The sequence below is a fragment of the Microbispora sp. NPDC004025 genome, assembly GCF_053604425.1.
Window position 1 is genome coordinate 173,701 of the sequence record NZ_JBSGHN010000014.1, and the last position, 17,709, is coordinate 191,409.

13 protein-coding genes are annotated in these 17,709 nt (G+C 73.4%); 4 read left to right on the forward strand and 9 right to left on the reverse strand.

Annotated elements, in window-relative coordinates; genetic code table 11:
* Window positions 1-17 precede the first annotated feature (17 nt).
* Window positions 18-617 (forward strand): TetR family transcriptional regulator, encoded by a 600-nt coding sequence (locus tag ACWEQG_RS30130; protein WP_363472544.1) that lies wholly within the window; start codon window positions 18-20, stop codon window positions 615-617.
* Between the two features lie 205 nt (window positions 618-822).
* On the forward strand, window positions 823-2,661 hold the full coding sequence (locus tag ACWEQG_RS30135) for an MFS transporter (RefSeq protein WP_452289870.1): 1,839 nt from the start codon (window positions 823-825) through the stop codon (window positions 2,659-2,661).
* A 128-nt stretch (window positions 2,662-2,789) separates the two neighbouring features.
* On the opposite strand, the gene ACWEQG_RS30140 is transcribed toward ACWEQG_RS30135, so the two are convergent.
* The 4 genes from ACWEQG_RS30140 to ACWEQG_RS30155 form a co-directional block, all read right to left on the reverse strand.
* A complete protein-coding gene (locus tag ACWEQG_RS30140) occupies window positions 2,790-3,254 on the reverse strand; it encodes a nitroreductase/quinone reductase family protein (protein WP_452289872.1) in 465 nt (154 codons plus the stop codon).
* Window positions 3,255-3,260: 6 nt separating this feature from the next.
* Complete coding sequence (locus ACWEQG_RS30145) at window positions 3,261-3,893, reverse strand: hemerythrin domain-containing protein (RefSeq protein WP_452289873.1); 633 nt, start codon at window positions 3,891-3,893, stop codon at window positions 3,261-3,263.
* Window positions 3,894-3,984: 91 nt separating this feature from the next.
* Complete coding sequence (locus ACWEQG_RS30150; RefSeq protein WP_452289875.1) at window positions 3,985-7,323, reverse strand: BTAD domain-containing putative transcriptional regulator; 3,339 nt, start codon at window positions 7,321-7,323, stop codon at window positions 3,985-3,987.
* A gap of 143 nt (window positions 7,324-7,466) precedes the next feature.
* Window positions 7,467-8,045 carry a TetR/AcrR family transcriptional regulator gene (locus ACWEQG_RS30155; protein ID WP_452289877.1) on the reverse strand — a complete coding sequence of 193 codons (579 nt, stop codon included), beginning with the start codon at window positions 8,043-8,045 and terminating at the stop codon, window positions 7,467-7,469.
* 96 nt (window positions 8,046-8,141) lie between these two features.
* On the opposite strand from ACWEQG_RS30155, the gene ACWEQG_RS30160 reads away from it, so the two are divergent.
* Both ACWEQG_RS30160 and ACWEQG_RS30165 read left to right on the forward strand, forming a co-directional pair.
* The gene (locus tag ACWEQG_RS30160) at window positions 8,142-8,582 is read left to right on the forward strand and encodes a DoxX family protein (protein WP_452289879.1); all 441 of its coding nucleotides are present in this window, start codon (window positions 8,142-8,144) and stop codon (window positions 8,580-8,582) included.
* 263 nt (window positions 8,583-8,845) lie between these two features.
* Window positions 8,846-10,147: an alpha/beta fold hydrolase gene (locus ACWEQG_RS30165; protein ID WP_452289881.1), complete on the forward strand. Its 1,302-nt coding sequence runs from the start codon at window positions 8,846-8,848 to the stop codon at window positions 10,145-10,147.
* A 79-nt stretch (window positions 10,148-10,226) separates the two neighbouring features.
* Here the strand turns inward: ACWEQG_RS30165 and ACWEQG_RS30170 are convergent, their stop codons facing one another.
* From ACWEQG_RS30170 to ACWEQG_RS30190, 5 genes are all read right to left on the reverse strand, one after another.
* Window positions 10,227-10,874, reverse strand: a complete 648-nt coding sequence (locus tag ACWEQG_RS30170; RefSeq protein WP_452289883.1) for a hemerythrin domain-containing protein — start codon at window positions 10,872-10,874, stop codon at window positions 10,227-10,229.
* 70 nt (window positions 10,875-10,944) lie between these two features.
* Window positions 10,945-14,247, reverse strand: a complete 3,303-nt coding sequence (locus ACWEQG_RS30175; RefSeq protein ID WP_452289885.1) for a BTAD domain-containing putative transcriptional regulator — start codon at window positions 14,245-14,247, stop codon at window positions 10,945-10,947.
* 39 nt (window positions 14,248-14,286) lie between these two features.
* On the reverse strand, window positions 14,287-15,606 hold the full coding sequence (locus ACWEQG_RS30180) for an amidohydrolase family protein (protein ID WP_452289887.1): 1,320 nt from the start codon (window positions 15,604-15,606) through the stop codon (window positions 14,287-14,289).
* A 136-nt stretch (window positions 15,607-15,742) separates the two neighbouring features.
* Window positions 15,743-17,335, reverse strand: a complete 1,593-nt coding sequence (gene mctP / locus ACWEQG_RS30185) for a monocarboxylate uptake permease MctP (protein WP_452289889.1) — start codon at window positions 17,333-17,335, stop codon at window positions 15,743-15,745.
* Entirely contained in the window at window positions 17,332-17,562 is a 231-nt protein-coding gene (locus ACWEQG_RS30190; protein ID WP_452289891.1) for a DUF3311 domain-containing protein, read from the reverse strand. The genes mctP and ACWEQG_RS30190 overlap by 4 nt, the downstream gene beginning before the upstream one ends.
* Between the last annotated feature and the right edge of the window lie 147 nt (window positions 17,563-17,709).

Sequence of the window (17,709 nt, forward strand, 5' to 3'; positions counted from 1 at the left end):
GACCCTATGCTGTGCTCATGACGGGGCTCACGACGGGCGGCACAGGGGAGCGCGGCCGGAGTCCGGAGCGGCGCAGGGAGCTGCTCGACGCGGCCGACCGGGTCATCCGCAGGGAGGGCCCGCACGCGTCGATGGCCGCCATCGCGGCGGAGGCGGGAATCACCAAGCCGATCCTCTACCGTCACTTCGGGGACAAGAGCGGCCTCTACCAGGCTCTCGCCGAACGCCACACGCGTGTCGTGATCGACCTGCTGCGCCCCGAGTTCGCCAAAGCCATGGCCGACCCCCGCGTACGCGCCCGGGCCGCCGTCGACGCCTACCTCGAGACAATCTCGGCCAACCCCAACCTCTACCGGTTCCTGTTCCACCGGGCCAGCGCGGAGGACAGCCGCACCCGCACGCGGATGGCCGCCATCGTGCGCGGCGTCGGCGAGGAACTGGGGGCGATGCTCGCGGAGGAGGGCGTCGCCGACCCGGTGCGCGCCCAGGTGCTCGGCCACGCGTTCGTCGGCATGGTGCAGGCGATCGGCGACTGGTGGCTGGAGAACCCCGGGCTCGACCGCGGCACGGTCGTGGACAGCGTGGCCGACGTGATCGCCGGCGCGCTCACGTCCTGACGCCGGCGGTGCGCCGCCCGAAAATACGTCGAATAACGCCCAGAAGCGTTTAAGGGCCCCATGGCGGCCTTTGTTGCGCACGACGGGATACATCAACGTCATCCGGCCGGGGTAATTTAGTTGTCCTAACTAACGGTTCGTCCGCCGCTCGCCGCGCCGGAAACAGGCCGTGCGCTGTGCGGACCAAGAGGAGGGGAACCACTCCGTGGCCGTAGCGAACCAGTCCCGGGCGGGAGCGTCGCCGCAGTCGGCGCCGCCCTCGCGGTACAAATGGATCGCGCTGTCCAACACCACCCTCGGCGTCCTGATGGTGACGATCAACCAGTCCATCGTGCTGATCGCCCTTCCGGACGTCTTCCGCGGCATCCGCCTCAACCCGCTCGACCCCGGCAACACGGGCTACCTGCTGTGGATGATGATGGGCTTCATGGTCGTCACGGCCGTGCTGGTGGTGATGTTCGGCCGCCTGGGCGACATGTTCGGCCGGGTCCGCATGTACAACCTCGGGTTCGCGGTCTTCAGCCTCTGCTCGATCATGCTGTCGCTGACCTGGATGGACGGCGACGCCGGGGCGGTGTGGCTGATCGGCTGGCGGATCGTCCAGGGCGTCGGCGGCGCGCTGCTGTTCGCCAACTCCACCGCGATCCTGACCGACGCCTTCCCCGTCCGCCAGCGGGGCACCGCGCTCGGCATCAACTCGATCGCCGCCATCGCGGGCTCCTTCCTCGGCCTGGTCATCGGTGGTGTCCTCGCCCCGGTGAACTGGAAGGCGATCTTCCTGGTCTCCGTGCCGTTCGGCGTCTTCGGCACCGTCTGGGCGTACGTCAAGCTGCGCGACAACGGCGTGCGGCGCCGGGCGCGGATGGACTGGTGGGGCAACGCGACCTTCGCCGTCGGCCTCATCGCGCTGCTGGTCGGCATCACCTACGGCATCCAGCCGTACGGGACCGGCGTGATGGGCTGGGGCAACCCCTGGGTGATCACCGCGCTCGCCGGGGGCGTCCTGCTGCTGGCGCTGTTCGCCTGGATCGAGACCCGGGTGGCCGAACCGCTGTTCCGGCTCACGCTGTTCCGCGACCGCGCGTTCCTCGCGGGCAACGTCGCCAGCCTGCTCACCGCCCTCGGGCGCGGCGGCCTGCAGTTCATGCTGATCATCTGGCTGCAGGGCATCTGGCTGCCGCTGCACGGCTACAGCTTCGAGGAGACGCCCCTGTGGGCGGGCATCTACATGATCCCGCTGACCGTGGGCTTCCTGCTGTCGGCGCCCGTCTCCGGCTGGCTGTCGGACCGGTTCGGGCCGCGGATGTTCACGGTCGGCGGCGCCCTGATCACCGCGGCGAGCTTCTACGCCCTGATGACCCTGCCGACGGACTTCGGCTACGGCGTCTTCGCGCTGCTCATCCTGGTCAACGGCGTCGGGTCCGGGCTGTTCTCCTCGCCCAACCGGGCAGAGATCATGAACTCGGTCCCGGCGGAGTCCCGCGGTGTCGGCGCGGGCATGACCGCGACCTTCCAGAACTCCTCGATGGTGCTGTCCATCGGCGTGTTCTTCAGCCTGATGATCGCGGGCCTGGCGCAGTCGCTGCCGCAGACCATGCACGACGAGCTGGTGGCCCAGGGCGTGCCCGCCGCACAGGCCGAGGGCATCGCCCAGCTGCCGCCGATCGCCGTGCTGTTCGCGGCGTTCCTCGGATACAACCCGTTCCGGCAGCTCCTCGGCGGCATCCTGGACCGGCTGCCCGACGGCGGCGCCCATCTGACGAGCAAGGAGTTCTTCCCGCACCTCATCGCGGGCCCCTTCCACCAGGGGCTCGTCATCGCCTTCTGGTTCGCCGTGGCCGCGTGCCTGGTGGCCGCCCTGTCGTCGCTGCTGACCGACCGCGTCCGCCGCGGGCACCGCGCCGCCGCCCACGAGTCGCTCGGCTCCGAGCTCGCCGCGGTCGCCGGCGAGGCCGGTCTGGCCGGCAACGAGCTGGTCGTGCCGGACGAGGAGTTCGACGCCTCGCGCACCGCGCGGGACGAACGCGCCGCGCGGGACAAGTAGGCGCGCACGGGCGGGGCGCCGGCGTACGCGTGCGGCCGGGCGGGGACCTGGCACGGCCCCCGCCCGCGGCCCCCGCCCGCGGCCGCCGCGCCGGCCGGCGCCCGGCAGTGGGGCCGTCGGCGGCCGGATCACGTGGGGAGGGCGTCGAGAGGTTCGAGCACCACCACGGGGATGCGGCGCGGCGTCATGTCCTTGTACTTCTCGTAGACGGGATGCCGCCGGCTCATCGCCCGCCACAGGCGGTCGTACTCCTCGCCGGTGGCCTCGGCGGCGCGCACCTTGATCACGGTGAGACCGTCGTCGCCGCCGACCTCGATCTCCGCGACGGGGTCGTCGCGCAGGTTGAGCCACCAGGCGGGAGTGGCGTCGTCGCCCCCGTTCGAGGCGACGACGACGAACCGCCGCCCGTCCCTGCCGTAGCCGACCGGCCGGGTCCTGGGCAGGCCGGTCCTGCGGCCTCGCGTCGTGAGGAGCAGGACGGGGATGCCCCGCATGGTGGCGGGTTTGCGCCCGCCGGTCCTGCGATAGCTGCGCACCTGCCGGTCGCAGACGTGCCGGATGATCCTGTTGTAGAGACGGGAACGTCGTGCCATGGCCGCTCAGCTCCCGAAGACGAGCCGCCGGCGGCGCCGGGAGGAGGGCCGCGCCAGCGTCAGGAGCAGGCTGAGGATCGGCCCGGCCAGCTTGCGGATGTGCGCCATCTCCTCCGGGCTCGCGTACCGGTCGACCCAGGAGAGCTCGAAGCGCGGGTCGCCGCCGCCCCTGAGCGACTTCTCCATCGTCTTCCAGTCGGCCGCCGAGACGTACTTCTCGATGACCGGGAAGATCCTCCGCTCCTCCTCTTCGATGTGCTCGTCGATGAGCTCCGACAGCGTGCGCAGCGCGGCCGCCAGTTCGGCGACGGCCCGGCCGCCCGCGAAGGCCCGCGCCGCGACGCGGACCCGCTCGAGCAGGGGGTCGAGTTCGGAGTGGTCGTCGGACAGGTCGGCGAGGTCGACGGCGGTGCCCGCCGACCGCTCGATGACCGGCCAGACGATCTCGTCCTCCCTGCTGTGGTGGTGGTGGATCGCGCCGCAGACGTCCTCCGCGTAGCGGGTGATGGCGGCGGCGCGGGCCGAGTCCGCCCGCTGGCGTCCCGCCTCGAGGTCCTCGGCGAGCGTGCGGAGCCGGTGCAGGTCGCCGCGCATGGCGCGGTGGATGATGCGGATCCCGGTGAGGTCGGGGGTCTCCACGGTGAGCCTCCATGATGTCCCAATCGGTGTCGGAACCACGGTGGCCCCGGCCGCTAAACGCCTGTTTGGCGGCCACTTGGCGGCTCTGGCCTCACGGTTTCAGCGCGTCGAGCGCCCGCAGCGCCTCCTCGCGCGCCCGCAGCGCCTCCTCACGCCAGTGCGGCGAGTCGAGCTGCCCGGCGACGGCGGCGGCGGTGGCGTAGTGCTCCGCCGCCGCGGCGGGGTCGCCCAGGTACTCCGCCAGCCTTCCCAGCACGAGACCGGTCGGGCCGAGCGTGACCGCCACCGTGTGCAGGCCGACCATCTCCCCCCGGAACGGAAGGAGAAGGCGGTAGCAGTCCTCGGCCACATCCCGGGCGCCGAGGGCCATCGCGTTGCCCGCCCGGAGCGCCAGGTTGATCGTGTGGTAGACCCACCGCGTCGGCCAGCGGTCCACCGGCCAGGCGGACCGGGCCTCCTCGAGTCGCCCGGCGGCGACCAGCGCGCTGACGTGGAACTCGTCGATCTCTTCGGGAATCCGGGCGCGGGCGGCGGCGAGCTCGGCCACCGACTCGTGCGCCCGGCCGCAGGCGAGGCGGACCACGAACCGGGCCAGGCTGCGGAAGGAGGTGGCGTTGGGTCCTCCGGCCTCTCCCATGCGGTCGGACAGGACCGTGTAGGCGGCCTCGGCCTGCTCGAACTCTCCCTTCACCAGAAGGTGGAGGGCGTCGAGGAACGCGATGATGGCCAGGACGAGGCCCAGCTGGCCGCTCGTGGAGTATTCCATCGCCCGCGCGGCGTGCCGTTCGGCGGTGGCCCAGTCGTTGCGGCCCAGCGCGACCATGCACAGCGCGTGGTGGCCGAGCGTCTGGTAGCCGAGCAACCCCTCGCGGGCGGAGACCTCCAGCAGCTCGTGCCCGACCGGCTCCAGCTCGTCGCGGCGGCCCGGCACGAAGGTCGCCCAGTAGCGTGCGGCGAGCGCCAGGCACAGCAGCCGGGGATCACCGAGGTCGCGGGCGATCTCGACGGCCTCGGCGCTCGCGCTGTCGACGATCTCCTCGTCGTGGCCGCCCATCTCCTGCGCCAGGGCGGCGAGCAGCCGGCACCTCAGCTCGCCCGTCGCGGCGGGCAGGCAGGCGTGGATGGTCTCCACGATGTCGACGTCGAGCTCGTTGTCGTTCTGCCAGATCATGGGGGCGTCGAGGGCGACGGCCGCGCGGGCGAGGGCCCCGGCGTCGCCGAGTCGTCTGGCCAGCGCCAGGGCACGTCCGCGGGTGGCCGTGGCCCGGATGACGTCGCCCGCGCTCGCCCGCGCCGAGACCAGACGGCACAGCAGATCGAGCCGGAGGTCGTCCGAGGGCTCGGTCGCCAGGTCCAGCGCGTCGAGCGCGCCCTCCAGCAGGCTCGCCGCCTCGCTGTGGGCGTAGACGCCGGACGCCTGTGCCGCCGCCTTCCGCGCGTACTGCGCGGCCTCGCGCGCCGTGGCCGCCGTGGCGGCGGCCAGCGCGTGGTAGCCGAGCGCGCCGACGTCGCCCGGGCGCACCCGCTCCAGCGCGGTGAGGACCTTCGCGTGCAGCCGTGTACGGCGCAGCCGGGGGATGTCCTCGTAGAGGGTCTCCCGCACGAGCACGTGGGTGAACCGCACCATGCCCGGAGCCGGCTCGGTGAGCAGCCCGGCGAGCACTCCCGCCTCCAGGCCGTCGAGGACGGTCTCCTCGTCGGCATTCTGCACGGCGACCAGCACGTCCACGTCGGCGTCCCTGCCCATGACGGCGGCGTTGCGCAGCGTCGTCTGGGCGGTCGCGGGGAGGCGGGCGATCCGCCTGCGGATGAGGTCGCGGACCCCGGGGGGCAGCGAGTGGGCCGCCGCGGCTCCCTCCGTCGCCATCAGACGGGCGGTCTCGGCCACGAACAGCGGGTTGCCGCCGGTCCGTTCGGCGACCGCGCGGACCGTGTGCGGGTCGGCCTCCAGACCGGAGCGTTCCAGCAGCAGGCGGCGGACGTCGTCCTGGTCCAGCCCCGCGAGCGTCACGTTCTCCGCCGTCTGCACGGCCAGAGCGGCTCCCGCCGCCATCAGGTGGTCGCCGGCCTCCGTCGGCCGGTGCGTGAGGACCACCAGAACGGGGACGCCCGCCAGCCGCGCCGTCAGATGACGCAGCAACTGCAAGGTGGCGTCGTCGGCGCGGTGGACGTCCTCCAGCACGAGCAGCAGCGGCCCGGGAACGCTCTCCAGGTAGTCGCCCACCGCCTGGGCGAGCAGGAACTGGCCGGCGCCGGGGGAGTCCTCCCGCAACAGGGGCGCGAGCCGCGCCTCCGTCCCGGGATCGGCAGGATGGACCGCGAACAGGGTCCGCAGGACCTCGGTCCACGCCCACGCGGGCGGCACGCCGCCGAGCGTCTCCGGGCACCGGCCGACCGCGGCCCGCCAGCCCTCGCCGGCCAGGCGCCGCAGCAGGGCGTCGGCCAGCGTGCTCTTGCCCGCGCCGGGGTCGCCGCCCAGCCAGGCCACGCGGAACCCGTGCCTGGCCTGCTCGGCGGCGGAGACCAGGCGGCCCAGCTCCGCCGTACGGCCGATCATCCGGGCCTGCGGGATGTCGGCCGGCGGCGCGGCCGGGGATTGGAGGGCCGGTGACTGGGCGGCCGGCGGCGGGGTGAGACTCAACGGCGCGGCGGCGGTCTTCGGCGCGTCGAGGGCTTCGCTGTGCGTGAGGATGCCGGCCTCGAGAGCGCGCAGGGCGGGGCCCGGGTCCATGCCCAGCTCCTCCGCCAGCTTGGCCCGGGTCCTGCGCAGCGCCGCCAGGGCGTCGGCCTGCCGTCCCGAGCGGTAGTAGGCGAGGGCCAGAAGGCGCACGGCGTCCTCGCGCAGCGGGTGGCCGGCGACGTGCCGCTCCAGCTCGGGCACGATCTCGGCATGCCGGCCGAGCGCGAGCTTCGCCTCCGCGCGATACTCGGCGGCCAGCATCCTCATCTCTTCCAGCCGGGCCGCCTCCGGCACCGCCCAGTCCTCGTCGCCGAACTCGGCGAAGGCGGATCCCTTCCACAGCGACAGGGCCTCGTCGACCGTGCGCAGCGCCTCGGCCGGCTCGCCCCCGCCGAGGAGGCTCGACGCCGCGTCCATCAGCGTGGGGAAGCGCCACGCGTCCACGGCGTCGGCGTCGAGGTGCAGCACATATCCGGGTGGAGCGGTCACCAGGACCCTCGCCGGAGTCCGCGGCGCGCGGCCCGGTTCGAGGACGCGGCGCAGGTTGGAGATGTAGACCTGCAACGCGCCCAGCGCCTTCGGCGGGGGCTGGCCCTGCCACAGGTCGTCGATGAACCGGTCGGTCGAGACCACGTGCCCGCCGGCGCAGACGAGTCTCGCCAGCACCGCCCGCTGGAGCGGCGGTCCGAGGTCGACCGAATGCCCGCCCACTTCGGCCCGGAACTGGCCGAGAACCCATAAACGCACCATTTCGAGGAGAGCATAGGGATCGTTCCACGCCCCGGCATAGTCACAATTCCGGCAGCCCTATTCAGGCGGCCGAGCAGGACGATCCAGGTCGCCGAGGGGGCACCGGGCGAGGCCGCGATCCGCGTGACGCCGCCTACCCCCGATCAGGTCCTGCCCAGGGATCCGAAGACGAGCTCGACGAGCGCCCGGGCGATCGTCTCCGGATCGCCCTGGGCGCTCTCCGGCAGGGAGCCGCTGAGCCACAGGCCGGCGAACCCGTGGGCGAGCGACCACGCCGCGATCGTGGTCAGCCGGTCCTGCGCCGGGCTCGGCGACAGGGTGCCCGCGCTGGTGACGAGCACAGCGGCGGCACGCTCACGCGCCGATCGCATCCCCGGATCGTCCGCGCGATACAGCTCCGGACGGAACATCACCTCGAAGTAGGGCCTGTGGTCGATGGCGAAGCGCACGTAGGCCACCCCCACCGCGAAGACGTCGTCCCCGGCCGCGCGTTCCAGGCTGTCGGCGAACAGTTCGAAGCCCTCGGCGGCCACGGCCGTCAGCAGTCCCGTCTTGTCGCCGAAGTGGTGCGCGGGCGCGGCATGCGAGACGCCCGCACGGCGGGCCAGCTCACGCAGGCTCCATCCGGCCGGACCGGACTCGCCGATGGCCTGCAGGGCGGCGTCGATGACGGCCCGCCGTAGGTTGCCGTGGTGGTAGGCCGGCTCGTTGATCTCTCTCACCTCCGCGCTGCGCTGCTTGGGCGGCCCACTCTATCTTGACGTTGACAAGATACCGAAGTCTCCTTCAATCTAGCCAATGACAAGATTGGAGGAGGGATGGTTCCCTTCATCGCCCTCATCGGGGGTTTCGCCGTCCTGCGGCTGCTGGGTCTGGCCGGCGTCGACATGCTGGACGGCTGGCAGCCCGCACTGCGCGGCGCGCTGGCGTTGATGTTGGTCTTCACCGGTGTGCCGCATTTCCTGCCCTCGTGGCGGCGGGACTTCGTCGCCATGATCCCCCCGGTGTTCCCCCGGCCCGCCCTGCTGGTCACCCTCACCGGGGTGCTGGAGCTGGCCGGCGCGGCCGGACTGCTGCTGGCGCCGATCGCGCCGTACGCCGCGATCGGGCTCGCGCTGCTCATGATCGCCATGTTCCCGGCCAACGTCTCGGCGGCGCGCCGCGGCCTCACCCTGGCGGGAAAGCCGGTGACTCCGCTGCCCGCACGCACCGCCCTGCAGGTGCTCTTCGTCGCCGCCGCCGTCGCGGCGGCCGTGTGAACCAGAGCCGGTCACTGCCAGGCACGCCGGACGCGCGCCTCATCGAACCCGAAGGAACACCATCATGACTGCTGCCGGCACGCCCCCCGATGTCGACGACATCGACCACACCGTGCTCATCACCACCGACCTCACCGTGGCTTCGGCCCGTTACGAGGCCCTCGGCTTCACGCTCTGGCGCGGCCCGGGCCGCGGGATACCGGCCGGCGATCGAATGGACGGCCTGCACCGGGGACGGGCTCCCGGCGGACACGCGGTGCGGCATGCTCGACGTGCCGCTCGACTGGGCGCACCCGGACGGCAGGACGACGACCCTGCGCCTCGCGCGCCTGCCGGCCACCGATCCCGCGCGCCGGATCGGCAGCGTGCTGCACATCCCTGGCGGCCCCGGCAACAGCGGGATCGAGGACATCGAGAGGGCGGCGGGCGACCTCGCCGGCCTCCGGGAGCGCTTCGACCTGGTCACCTACGATCCGCGCAACACCGGGCTCGCCGCCAAGCTGCCCGAGTCCTGCGCACGGCCGGCGGTGCCGGCCCTGACCGAGCCCCGCGACCGGGCCGAGTACGACGCGCAGGCCGGGGCGATCGCCGCGGCCATCCGCAGATGCCGGGCCGAGGACCGCAGCGGGCTGTACGGCAGGCTCGACTCGGTGTCGGTGGCCCGCGACACGGAGGCGATCCGCGCGGCCCTGGGTGAGCCGCGGCTCAGCTTCATGACCAACTCCGCCGGAGGGGTGCCGGCCGAGGCCTACCTCCGGCTGTTCCCGGACCGTGTCCGCGCGATGTACTTGGACGGCGTGGTCAACCAGACCGCCGGCTGGGCGAACCAGAGCCTGCTGGGCTACCGGGACCTTGAGCGGATCTTCGCCCGCTTCACCGCCTGGTGCGCGGAGACCGCCGCCTGCGCGCTGCACGGCGAGGACGCCGGGAAGATCTGGCGCGACCTCACCGCGCGGGCCGACAGGTCGCCGATCCCGGTCACCTCGCAGCGGTTCGGCCGGGGGAAGCTGACCGGCTCCTATCTGCGATGGTACGGATTCGCCCCCGGCCCCGGGCCCGGAGACTCCCGATGGCTGGCCTTCGCTGAGGCGGTGGACAAGGCCAGGCGCGGCGACGGCTCGGGCTTCGCCGACGCGGCCCTGGGCAACGTCCGCGCCTGGACGACACCTCTCATACTCGGTATGACCTGCGCCGACGACCGGGGCTACCACGGATACGACGAGTACGTCAGGGTCCGCCGCGACGCGCGGAGGATCTCACCGAGCTTCGGCGGGGCGACCTTCGACCAGCTCGCCTGCGCGGGGTGGCCGCTGCCGGTCGCGAACCCGTCCCGACCCCTGCCGGTCCGCGACCTGCCGCCGCTGCTCGGCGCGGGGACCTGGAGCGACTTCTCGATCACCGACAGCCTGGTCCGGCGGATCCCCGGCTCGGCCACGGTCAGGTACGACGGTCCCGGCCACGTCCTCTACCTCTCCGGCGACCGGTGTGCGATCGGGCATGCCACCCGGTATCTCACGGACCTGACGGTGCCCCCGCCCGGCACCGTCTGCCTTCCCGGCGACTGACCCGGCCCGGCGGCCTCCGCCGCCGTGGCGGAGGCCGCAGGCCCGGTCATCATCCGTAGACCTGTCACCCGTACACCTGTCACCCGTACACCTGGGAGACCCGGCGCTCGTACGTCCGGCGCCAGGAGAGCCGGTAGAGGATCCGCATGATCGCCGGGGCGGTCCTGAAGATGTGCTCGCGGTCGGCGGGGGTGGCCACGTCGACCAGCCAGGCGGCGAGCATCGGGAGGTCGCGGCCGTGGCTCTTGCCGACCTTCTTGCCCGACTCCTCCCACCAGGCCGCGCTGACGTGCTCCCTGATCAGCGGGACGACCTCGGACTCCTCCAGGTCGAGGTGGGTGTTCAGCAGCCGGTCGAGCGCGCGCAGGTCGCCCGCGACGTCGCGGGCGGGCCGGCCGCCGTCGGAGAGCCTGCCGATGACGGCGTCCATCTCCTGATGGTCGGCTTCGAGCCGGTCCAGCACCGCGCGGGCCTCCGGGACGAGGCCGCGCAGCAGCGGCCAGATCGCCTCGTCCTCCTCGGTGTGGTGATGGTGCAGGGCGCGCAGCAGCAGCGCGAGGTGCTCGTCGACGACCGCGCGGCGCCGCTCGTCGCGGGGGTCGCAGCGGTCGAGGACCTCGGCCAGCCTGCCGAACTCGCGCCGGAGGCCGGCGTGGAAGACGAGGAACGTGACGAGGTCGGGAGCGGGTTCGCCCGGCCGGCGCCGGGTCTGCGTCGGTGTTGTCATGGCCCCACGATGCGGGACCCGCCTTCATCGCGACTCAACGCCGGCTTGCGGCCCGCTCACCGCCCGCTCGTCAGCCGCGTACGGCCTCGCGTTCGGCGGCGATGCGCGCGGCCCACCAGGCCAGCCCGGCCGCCGCGCACCGCTTCCCGGCCGCCTCCAGATGCGCCCGCGCCGTCTCCGGCCCGGCGGCCCGGCCCAGGTGGGCCAGCCGCCCCAGGAAGTAGCCGACCGGCCCGGCGCAGAACGTCCCAGCCCCGAAGGCGATCCTGTCCTCGTACGGCAGGAGCCTGCGATAGGTCCGGGCGCACCCCTCGTGGTCGCCCGCGACGATCTGGGCCTCGCCCAGCAGGCATATCCCGGGCAGTTCGCCGAAGTCGCGCGGCAGCGCGTGCCAGCCCTGCTCGCGCGCCGCCGCGGCCGGCCCGCGGTCGCCCCGCCAGTCCCCGACGAGCACGCCTATCACCTGCCGGTGGGCCGGGAAGGGGGAGTACTGCTCCATCAACTCCTCGACGCCGTCGGTCTCCCGCATCGTGAACTGCCGGGCGAGCAGCGCGGAGGCGAGCACGGTGCTCGTGTACCAGAGGTTGAGCCGCTCGCCCGCCTCCGCCGCCGCGGCGTACGCCTCGCTCGCGCCGTCGAAGTCGCCCTCCAGCAGGCGCCGGGCGCCCGTGTACATGAACTGCTGGAACCGCGGCCAGGGCAGGTCGAGCCGCTGGACCAGCACGGCCGCCCGCTCGGCGGCCCGGTCGGCCCCGGCGACGTCGAACAGCTCCATCCGGGAACGTTCCCTGATCATGTGGCCGAGCAGTTCGAACCCGGGCGATCCGAGCCGGGTGAGCTCTTCGCCGATGGCGTCGATCTCCGGGATGCGCTCCGGCAGGTGCACGCCGAGGAAGCGCGCGTTGAGCGTGAACCCGAGCAGCTCCTCGCCCGCCTCGCCCCGGGCGACCAGGCGGCGGGCCATGGCCAGCGCCTCGGCGGTGGCAGTGTCGCACCGGGGATCGGCCGAGCTGTCGTAACGTTCCATCCCCAGGCAGCCGAGCAGCCGGCAGCGCAGCTCGGAGTCCTCCTCGGGCAGGGCGGCCAGCGCGTCCTCGATCCGCCGCACCACCTGCAGCTCCACGTCGCCGTACGCGTACATCTTCCACAGGGCGGGAGCGTCGAGGCTGGTCAGCGCGCGGGCGGCGAGCAGCGGATCACCCGGTCCGTCGGCCGCGAGCACCGCCTCCACCCTGGTCTGCCGGGCAGAGACGCCGTCGCCGGCGTCGAGCTGCGCGCGGACCAGCTCCAGCAGCAGTTCCACGTGTCCGGCCGGGTCCGCGCCGGGCAGCGTCCCGTGCGCCTCGACCGCGCGCCGCCACCACTGCGCGGCGTCCTCGTAGGCGTGCCGGCCGGCCGCCTGCCGCGCGGTGGCCGAGGCCCAGCGCACCGCGTCGGCCGCGGCGCCGGGACCGGCGGCCAGCGCGTGCCTGGCGAGCACCGCCAGGTCGGCCCCCGGCCGTCGCCGGAGCGCCCGCAGCGCGGCCAGGTGGAGCCCGGCCCGGCGGCGCGGCGGGATGTCGGCGTAAACCGTCTCCCGGATGAGGTCGTGGGTGAAGCGCAGGTCCTCGTCGAGGACGCGGATGGCGGTCGCCGCGTCGAGCGCCTCGTCCACGTCCGCGCCCGAGGCCTCCCCGGCGACCTCGGCCAGCAGCCCCCGGTCCGCGCCGGTGCCGAGCACGGCCGCCGCGTCGATCGCGGGACGGTACGGGGCGGGCAGGTCGAGCAGGCGGCGGCGCAGCACGTCGGCCAGGCCCTCGGGCACGCCGGTGAGCGCCCGCTCGATGCCCTGGTCCTCGGCCAGGCGGAGGGTCTCGCGGATGAACAGCGGATTGCCCCGGGTGCGCTCGGCGAGCGCCGCCACGGCCGCCGCGTCGCGCAGCCCGGACAGCTCGGCGACCGCGGCGGGGTCGAGCCCGGCCAGCGGCAGGCGGAGGGCGTCGTGCCGGCCGAGCATGCCGAGCGCGTCGTGCACCGCGGCCGGGCCCTCGCCGGACCGTACGGTGACCACGATCGCGACCCTGCCGCGCAGCAGCATCGGGAGATCGGACAGCAGGCCGAGCGACGCCGTGTCGGCCCACTGGAGGTCGTCGATCACCACGAGCAGCGGCCGGTCGGCGGCGACCGTCTCCAGGTACGCCGCGGTGGCCTGGTGCAGCCGGAACCGGGCCTCGCCCGCCTCGGCCGGCCGATCGCCGGGCGACGCCGTGCCGTCTCGCGGGGCGGTGCCGTCTCGCGCGGTGTCGTCTCGCGCGGTGTCGCCGAGCAGGACCCGCAGGGCGGCGGCCTGGGCCGGGGAAGGGGGCACCCGGGCGGTGAGATCCCCGACGACCTGCTGCCAGGGCCACAGGGCGGGCGCGCCGGAGGTCTCGTGGCACCTGCCCCACGCGACCAGCCAGCCCTCGGCGGCCCGCCGCTCCGCGAACGCCTCCGTCAGCCACGTCTTGCCGATTCCCGGCTCACCGGAGATCGCCGCGATCCTCGGCCTCCCTGCGGCCACGTCGCGCGCCAGCTCGCCCAGCCGGTCGAGCTGCGTGCTCCGGCCGACGGCCCGCCGCTCCGGCCGGTCCGCCCCCGGCGCCTCGGCCGGTGCGGCCGGGCCCCGCCGTACGGGGCCGGAGCCGTCGAGGGCCGGGTCCTGGGCGAGGATCGCCTCCTCCAGCCGCCGCAGCGCCGGGCCGGGGTCGAGGCCGAGCTCCTCGGCCAGGTGGGCCCGGGCCGCGCGCAGCGCGTCCAGGGCGTCCGCCTGCCGTCCGAGGGCGTAGAGCGTGCGGGCGAGCAGCTCCCACAGCCCTTCGCGCAGGGGGTGCGCGGCCACCAGGGCCTCCAGCTCGCCCACCACGTGCGGGTCGCCGACCCGCCCGGCCAGGAGCCGTTCCCGCGTCACGAGGTGGGCCTCGGCGAGCCGCTCGATCTCCGGCCGGAGCCAGGGCACGTCGCCGAACTCCTCGTACGGCATGCCGCGCCACAGGGCCAGCGCGCGTTCGGGCTCGCCGGCCTGGGCCAGGCGGACGAACTCCTCCGCGTCCACCTCGTGCGGCCCGAGCGCGTACCCGGGAGGGCGGCTGAGGAGCACGGACGACGGCGTGCGGGGAGCGCGGCCGGGTTCGAGCACCCGGCGCAGGGTGGAGATGTAGCTGTGCAGCGTGTTCTGGGCGCGCGGCGGCGGCGCGCCGTCGTACAGGTCGTCGAGGATCGCGTCCACCGAAACGGTCGCGCCCCTGGCGATCAGCAGACGGGCCACCAGCAGCCGGGGCCGTGGCCCGCCGAGGTCCACGGGAACGCCGTCGACGTACGCCTCGACCGGGCCCAGCACCCGGAACATGACCGCCATGCCGGGATTGTGCCACGATCACCGGCCGGCATCGCGGCGTCAGGCGACGGGCAGTCCGGGCACGGCTCCGCGGAGGTGGGCGAGGCTCGCCTTCGCGGCGTCCATGGCCCGCCCGGCCGGCCCGGTGAGCACGCCGTCCCGCTTGACGACCACGCCGTCGCAGACGACCGTGCGGACCAGCCCGGGGTGGCCGGCGAGGACGACGGCCGCGCGGGGGTCGAGCACCGGCGCCACGGCGGGGGTGTCGGCCGCGAGCACGATCAGGTCGGCCCGCTTGCCGGGCGTGAGGCTGCCGGTGACGCCCGCCAGCCCGGCCACCGCGGCGCCGTCGGCGGTGACCATCCGCAGCAGGTCGCCGGCGGTCAGCGGCGCCGGGTCCTGGGTGAACCTGTGGTGGGCCAGGGCGGCGCGCATCTGCGTGAACATGTCTCCGGAGGTGGCGACCTCGGTGTCGGCGCTGAGGCCGGTGACGACGCCCGCCCGCAGGAGCCGGCCGGTCGCGGGCGTGCCGAGCCCGGGCATCGTCATCTCGATGAACGGCGACACGCTCGCGGTCGCGCCCGCACCGGCGGCGGCCTTCAGCTCGTCGTCGCCGGTCGCGCTCGCGTGCACCAGGGTGACCGTCTCGTCGAGCAGGCCCTCGTCGTGCAGCCACCCGACGCTGCCGGTCTTGTCGGCGGAGCCGACGTGCATGGTGACCCGCAGGCCGAGCTCCCGCGCGAGCAGCAGGTCGCGCCGGGCGGCGGAGGGGGCCGACATCTCGGGGCCGCGCGCCGCCAGGGCCATCGTGACGCGGGCGGCGTCGTCGCGGAGCACGTCCCTGACGCGGCGGACGTCGGCGGGGAGCTCCGCGTCGCTGTGGTCGCCGACCCAGTGGAGCGGATCGACCTGCGGCCAGCCGTACGCGAAGACGCCCCGGATCCCGCTGTCGCGCAGCGCGGCCACGGCGGCGTCGCTGTGTTCGGGAGTGTTCTGGATGTGGGACCAGTCGACCAGCGTGGTGATCCCCGACTCCAGCGCGCCGAGCGCGCCGAGCAGGGTGCCCGCGTAGACGTCCTCCGGCCGGAAGTTCGGCCCGAGCTGGAGGAACGCGGCTCCGAGGTAGTCCATCAGGCTCCAGTCGAGCCCGATGTGGCGCAGCGCCGACTGCCAGGTGTGGCGGTGGGTGTCGACCAGCCCCGGCATCACCACGCAGCCGGTGGCGTCCAGGACGTCGGCGCCCGGGGGGACCTCGGCGGCGGGACCGACCGAGACGATGACGCCGTCGCGGACGACGACGTCGGCGGGGCCGTCCGGGACGGCCGGGTCCATGCCGAGCACGTGACCGCCGGTGACGACCAGGTCGTTGCTGAGAGGCATCCTTGGCTCCTTCGGTGTTCGAGGTGATGCCTCTTTGTCCCACCGCGCACTTGTGGCCGACTCCACGCGGCGCGCGCCGCCGCGTCAAGCCGGCCACAAGTCGGTACGGAGGTCAGGCAGCCGGGTCCGCAGGACCTCAGGAAGCAGGCGCCGTGGTCTCCAGTTCGTGGACGCGCGGGTCGCCCTGGTCGGCGAAGTAGTCCCCGGGCCGGGTGCCGTCCGGGCCGTCGGCGCTCTTGAGCGCGCGGGCCACGACGGTGCCGAGCACGGCGACGACCAGGTTGACGATCAGCGCGAGGAAGCCGGCGTACACCGTGATCTTGGTGTCGAACCCGAGCTGTGACAGCGGGAAGGCCGAGCCGCCGAAGTGGGCGTGGTTGGTGGCCGGGTTGGCGATGTTGTACAGCAGCAGCATCCCGGCCGCCATGCCGGCGGCCCAGCCGGCGATCAGGCCGCTCCGGTGGAACCACCGGGTGTAGAGCCCGAGGCCCACCGACGGGAGCGTCTGCAGGATGATGACGCCGCCGATGAGCTGCAGGTCGATCGAGAACTGCGGGTCGATGAGCAGGATGCACAGCACCGCGCCCACCTTCACGACCAGCGACGCGACCTTGCTGACCGTGGCCTCCTGGGCGGCGGTCGCGTTCCGGTTGACGTACTCCTTGTAGATGTTGCGCGAGAACAGGTTGGCCGCGGCGATCGACATGATGGCGGCGGGCACGAGCGCGCCGATGCCGACCGCGGCGAACGCGACCCCGGCGAACCAGTCGGGGAACATCGCGTCGAACAGCCGCGGCACGATCGTGTTGTTGTCCTTGCCGATGGGCGTGATCCCGGCCGCGATGGCCATGTAGCCCAGCAGCGCGATCAGGCCGAGCAGCAGGCTGTAGGCCGGCAGGGCCGACATGTTCCGCTTGATGACGTTCCGGTTCCGCGAGGCGAGGATGCCGGTGACGCTGTGCGGATACAGGAACAGCGCCAGCGCCGAGCCGAACGCGAGCGTGACGTACTGGAGCTGGTTGTTCGCGTTCAGCAGGATGCCGTCGCCCGGCGCCGGGGTCGCGTCGAACCTGGCCTTCGCGGCCTCGAAGACCGAGCCCATGCCTCCCAGCTTCGCCGGGATGTAGATGATCGCGACCAGGATCACCAGGTAGATCAGCGAGTCCTTGACGAACGCGATCAGCGCGGGGGCGCGCAGCCCGGACTGGTAGGTGTAGGCCGCGAGGATCGCGAACGCGATGATCAGCGGCAGGTCGCCCGTCAGCCCCATCGTCTTCAGCACCGCCTCGATGCCGATGAGCTGCAGCGCGATGTACGGCATGGTCGCGACGATGCCGGTGATCGCCACGAGCAGCGCCAGCGTGGGGGAGCCGAAGCGCACGCGGACGAAGTCGGCCGGCGTGACGAGGTTGTGCACGTGCGAGACCGACCACAGCCGGATCAGCACGAGCATCACCATCGGGTAGACGACCACCGTGTACGGCACGGCGTAGAAGCCCATGGCGCCCGCGCCGAAGATCAGGGCGGGCACGGCCACGAACGTGTACGCCGTGTAGAGGTCGCCGCCGATCAGGAACCAGGTGATCCAGCTGCCGAAGCTGCGCCCGCCGAGGCCCCATTCGTTCAGGCTGGCGAGGTCGTCCGGACGGCGCCAGCGGGCGGCCACGAAGCCCAGGCCGCTCACGACCAGGAACAGGATCGTGAAGATGACGATCTCGGTGGTCTTCACCGCTTCCTCCTCGTCGCGCGGTAGACGAGGGTGGTCGTGGTGACGCCGATGATGATGAAGGCGAGTTGCAGCCAGTAGAACAGCGGGATGCCGAACAGCCGCGGTTCCACCGCGTTGAACAGGGGCGGGAGGAGCGGGATCACGATCGGCAACAGGAGCAGCCAGTTGAGCGGACTGTAGTCCGGGCTCCGGCCGCGGTCGTCGCGGGCGTCGCGGGGGGTCGTCACACGTTCTCCAATCGGACACGGACCAGGCGTGCCCGGCAGCTCCGCGTGACGGGCCGTCACGCGGACCAGCGGGACGGTTACACGGCGGCAGCGTAAGGAAGTTCGGGTAACAGGGAGATCACCGATCGCCGAACGGTCGTGTTGGCG

What these genes read in the sequence shown, in the direction of transcription:
- ACWEQG_RS30130 (WP_363472544.1), top strand. Translation starts at nt 18, where the DNA reads ATGACGGGGCTCACGACGGGCGGCACAGGGGAGCGCGGCCGGAGTCCG.
- ACWEQG_RS30140 (WP_452289872.1), bottom strand. Translation starts at nt 3,254, where the DNA reads ATGGCACGACGTTCCCGTCTCTACAACAGGATCATCCGGCACGTCTGC.
- ACWEQG_RS30150 (WP_452289875.1), bottom strand. Translation starts at nt 7,323, where the DNA reads ATGGTGCGTTTATGGGTTCTCGGCCAGTTCCGGGCCGAAGTGGGCGGG.
- ACWEQG_RS30160 (WP_452289879.1), top strand. Translation starts at nt 8,142, where the DNA reads ATGGTTCCCTTCATCGCCCTCATCGGGGGTTTCGCCGTCCTGCGGCTG.
- ACWEQG_RS30165 (WP_452289881.1), top strand. Translation starts at nt 8,846, where the DNA reads ATGCTCGACGTGCCGCTCGACTGGGCGCACCCGGACGGCAGGACGACG.
- ACWEQG_RS30170 (WP_452289883.1), bottom strand. Translation starts at nt 10,874, where the DNA reads ATGACAACACCGACGCAGACCCGGCGCCGGCCGGGCGAACCCGCTCCC.
- ACWEQG_RS30175 (WP_452289885.1), bottom strand. Translation starts at nt 14,247, where the DNA reads ATGGCGGTCATGTTCCGGGTGCTGGGCCCGGTCGAGGCGTACGTCGAC.
- ACWEQG_RS30180 (WP_452289887.1), bottom strand. Translation starts at nt 15,606, where the DNA reads ATGCCTCTCAGCAACGACCTGGTCGTCACCGGCGGTCACGTGCTCGGC.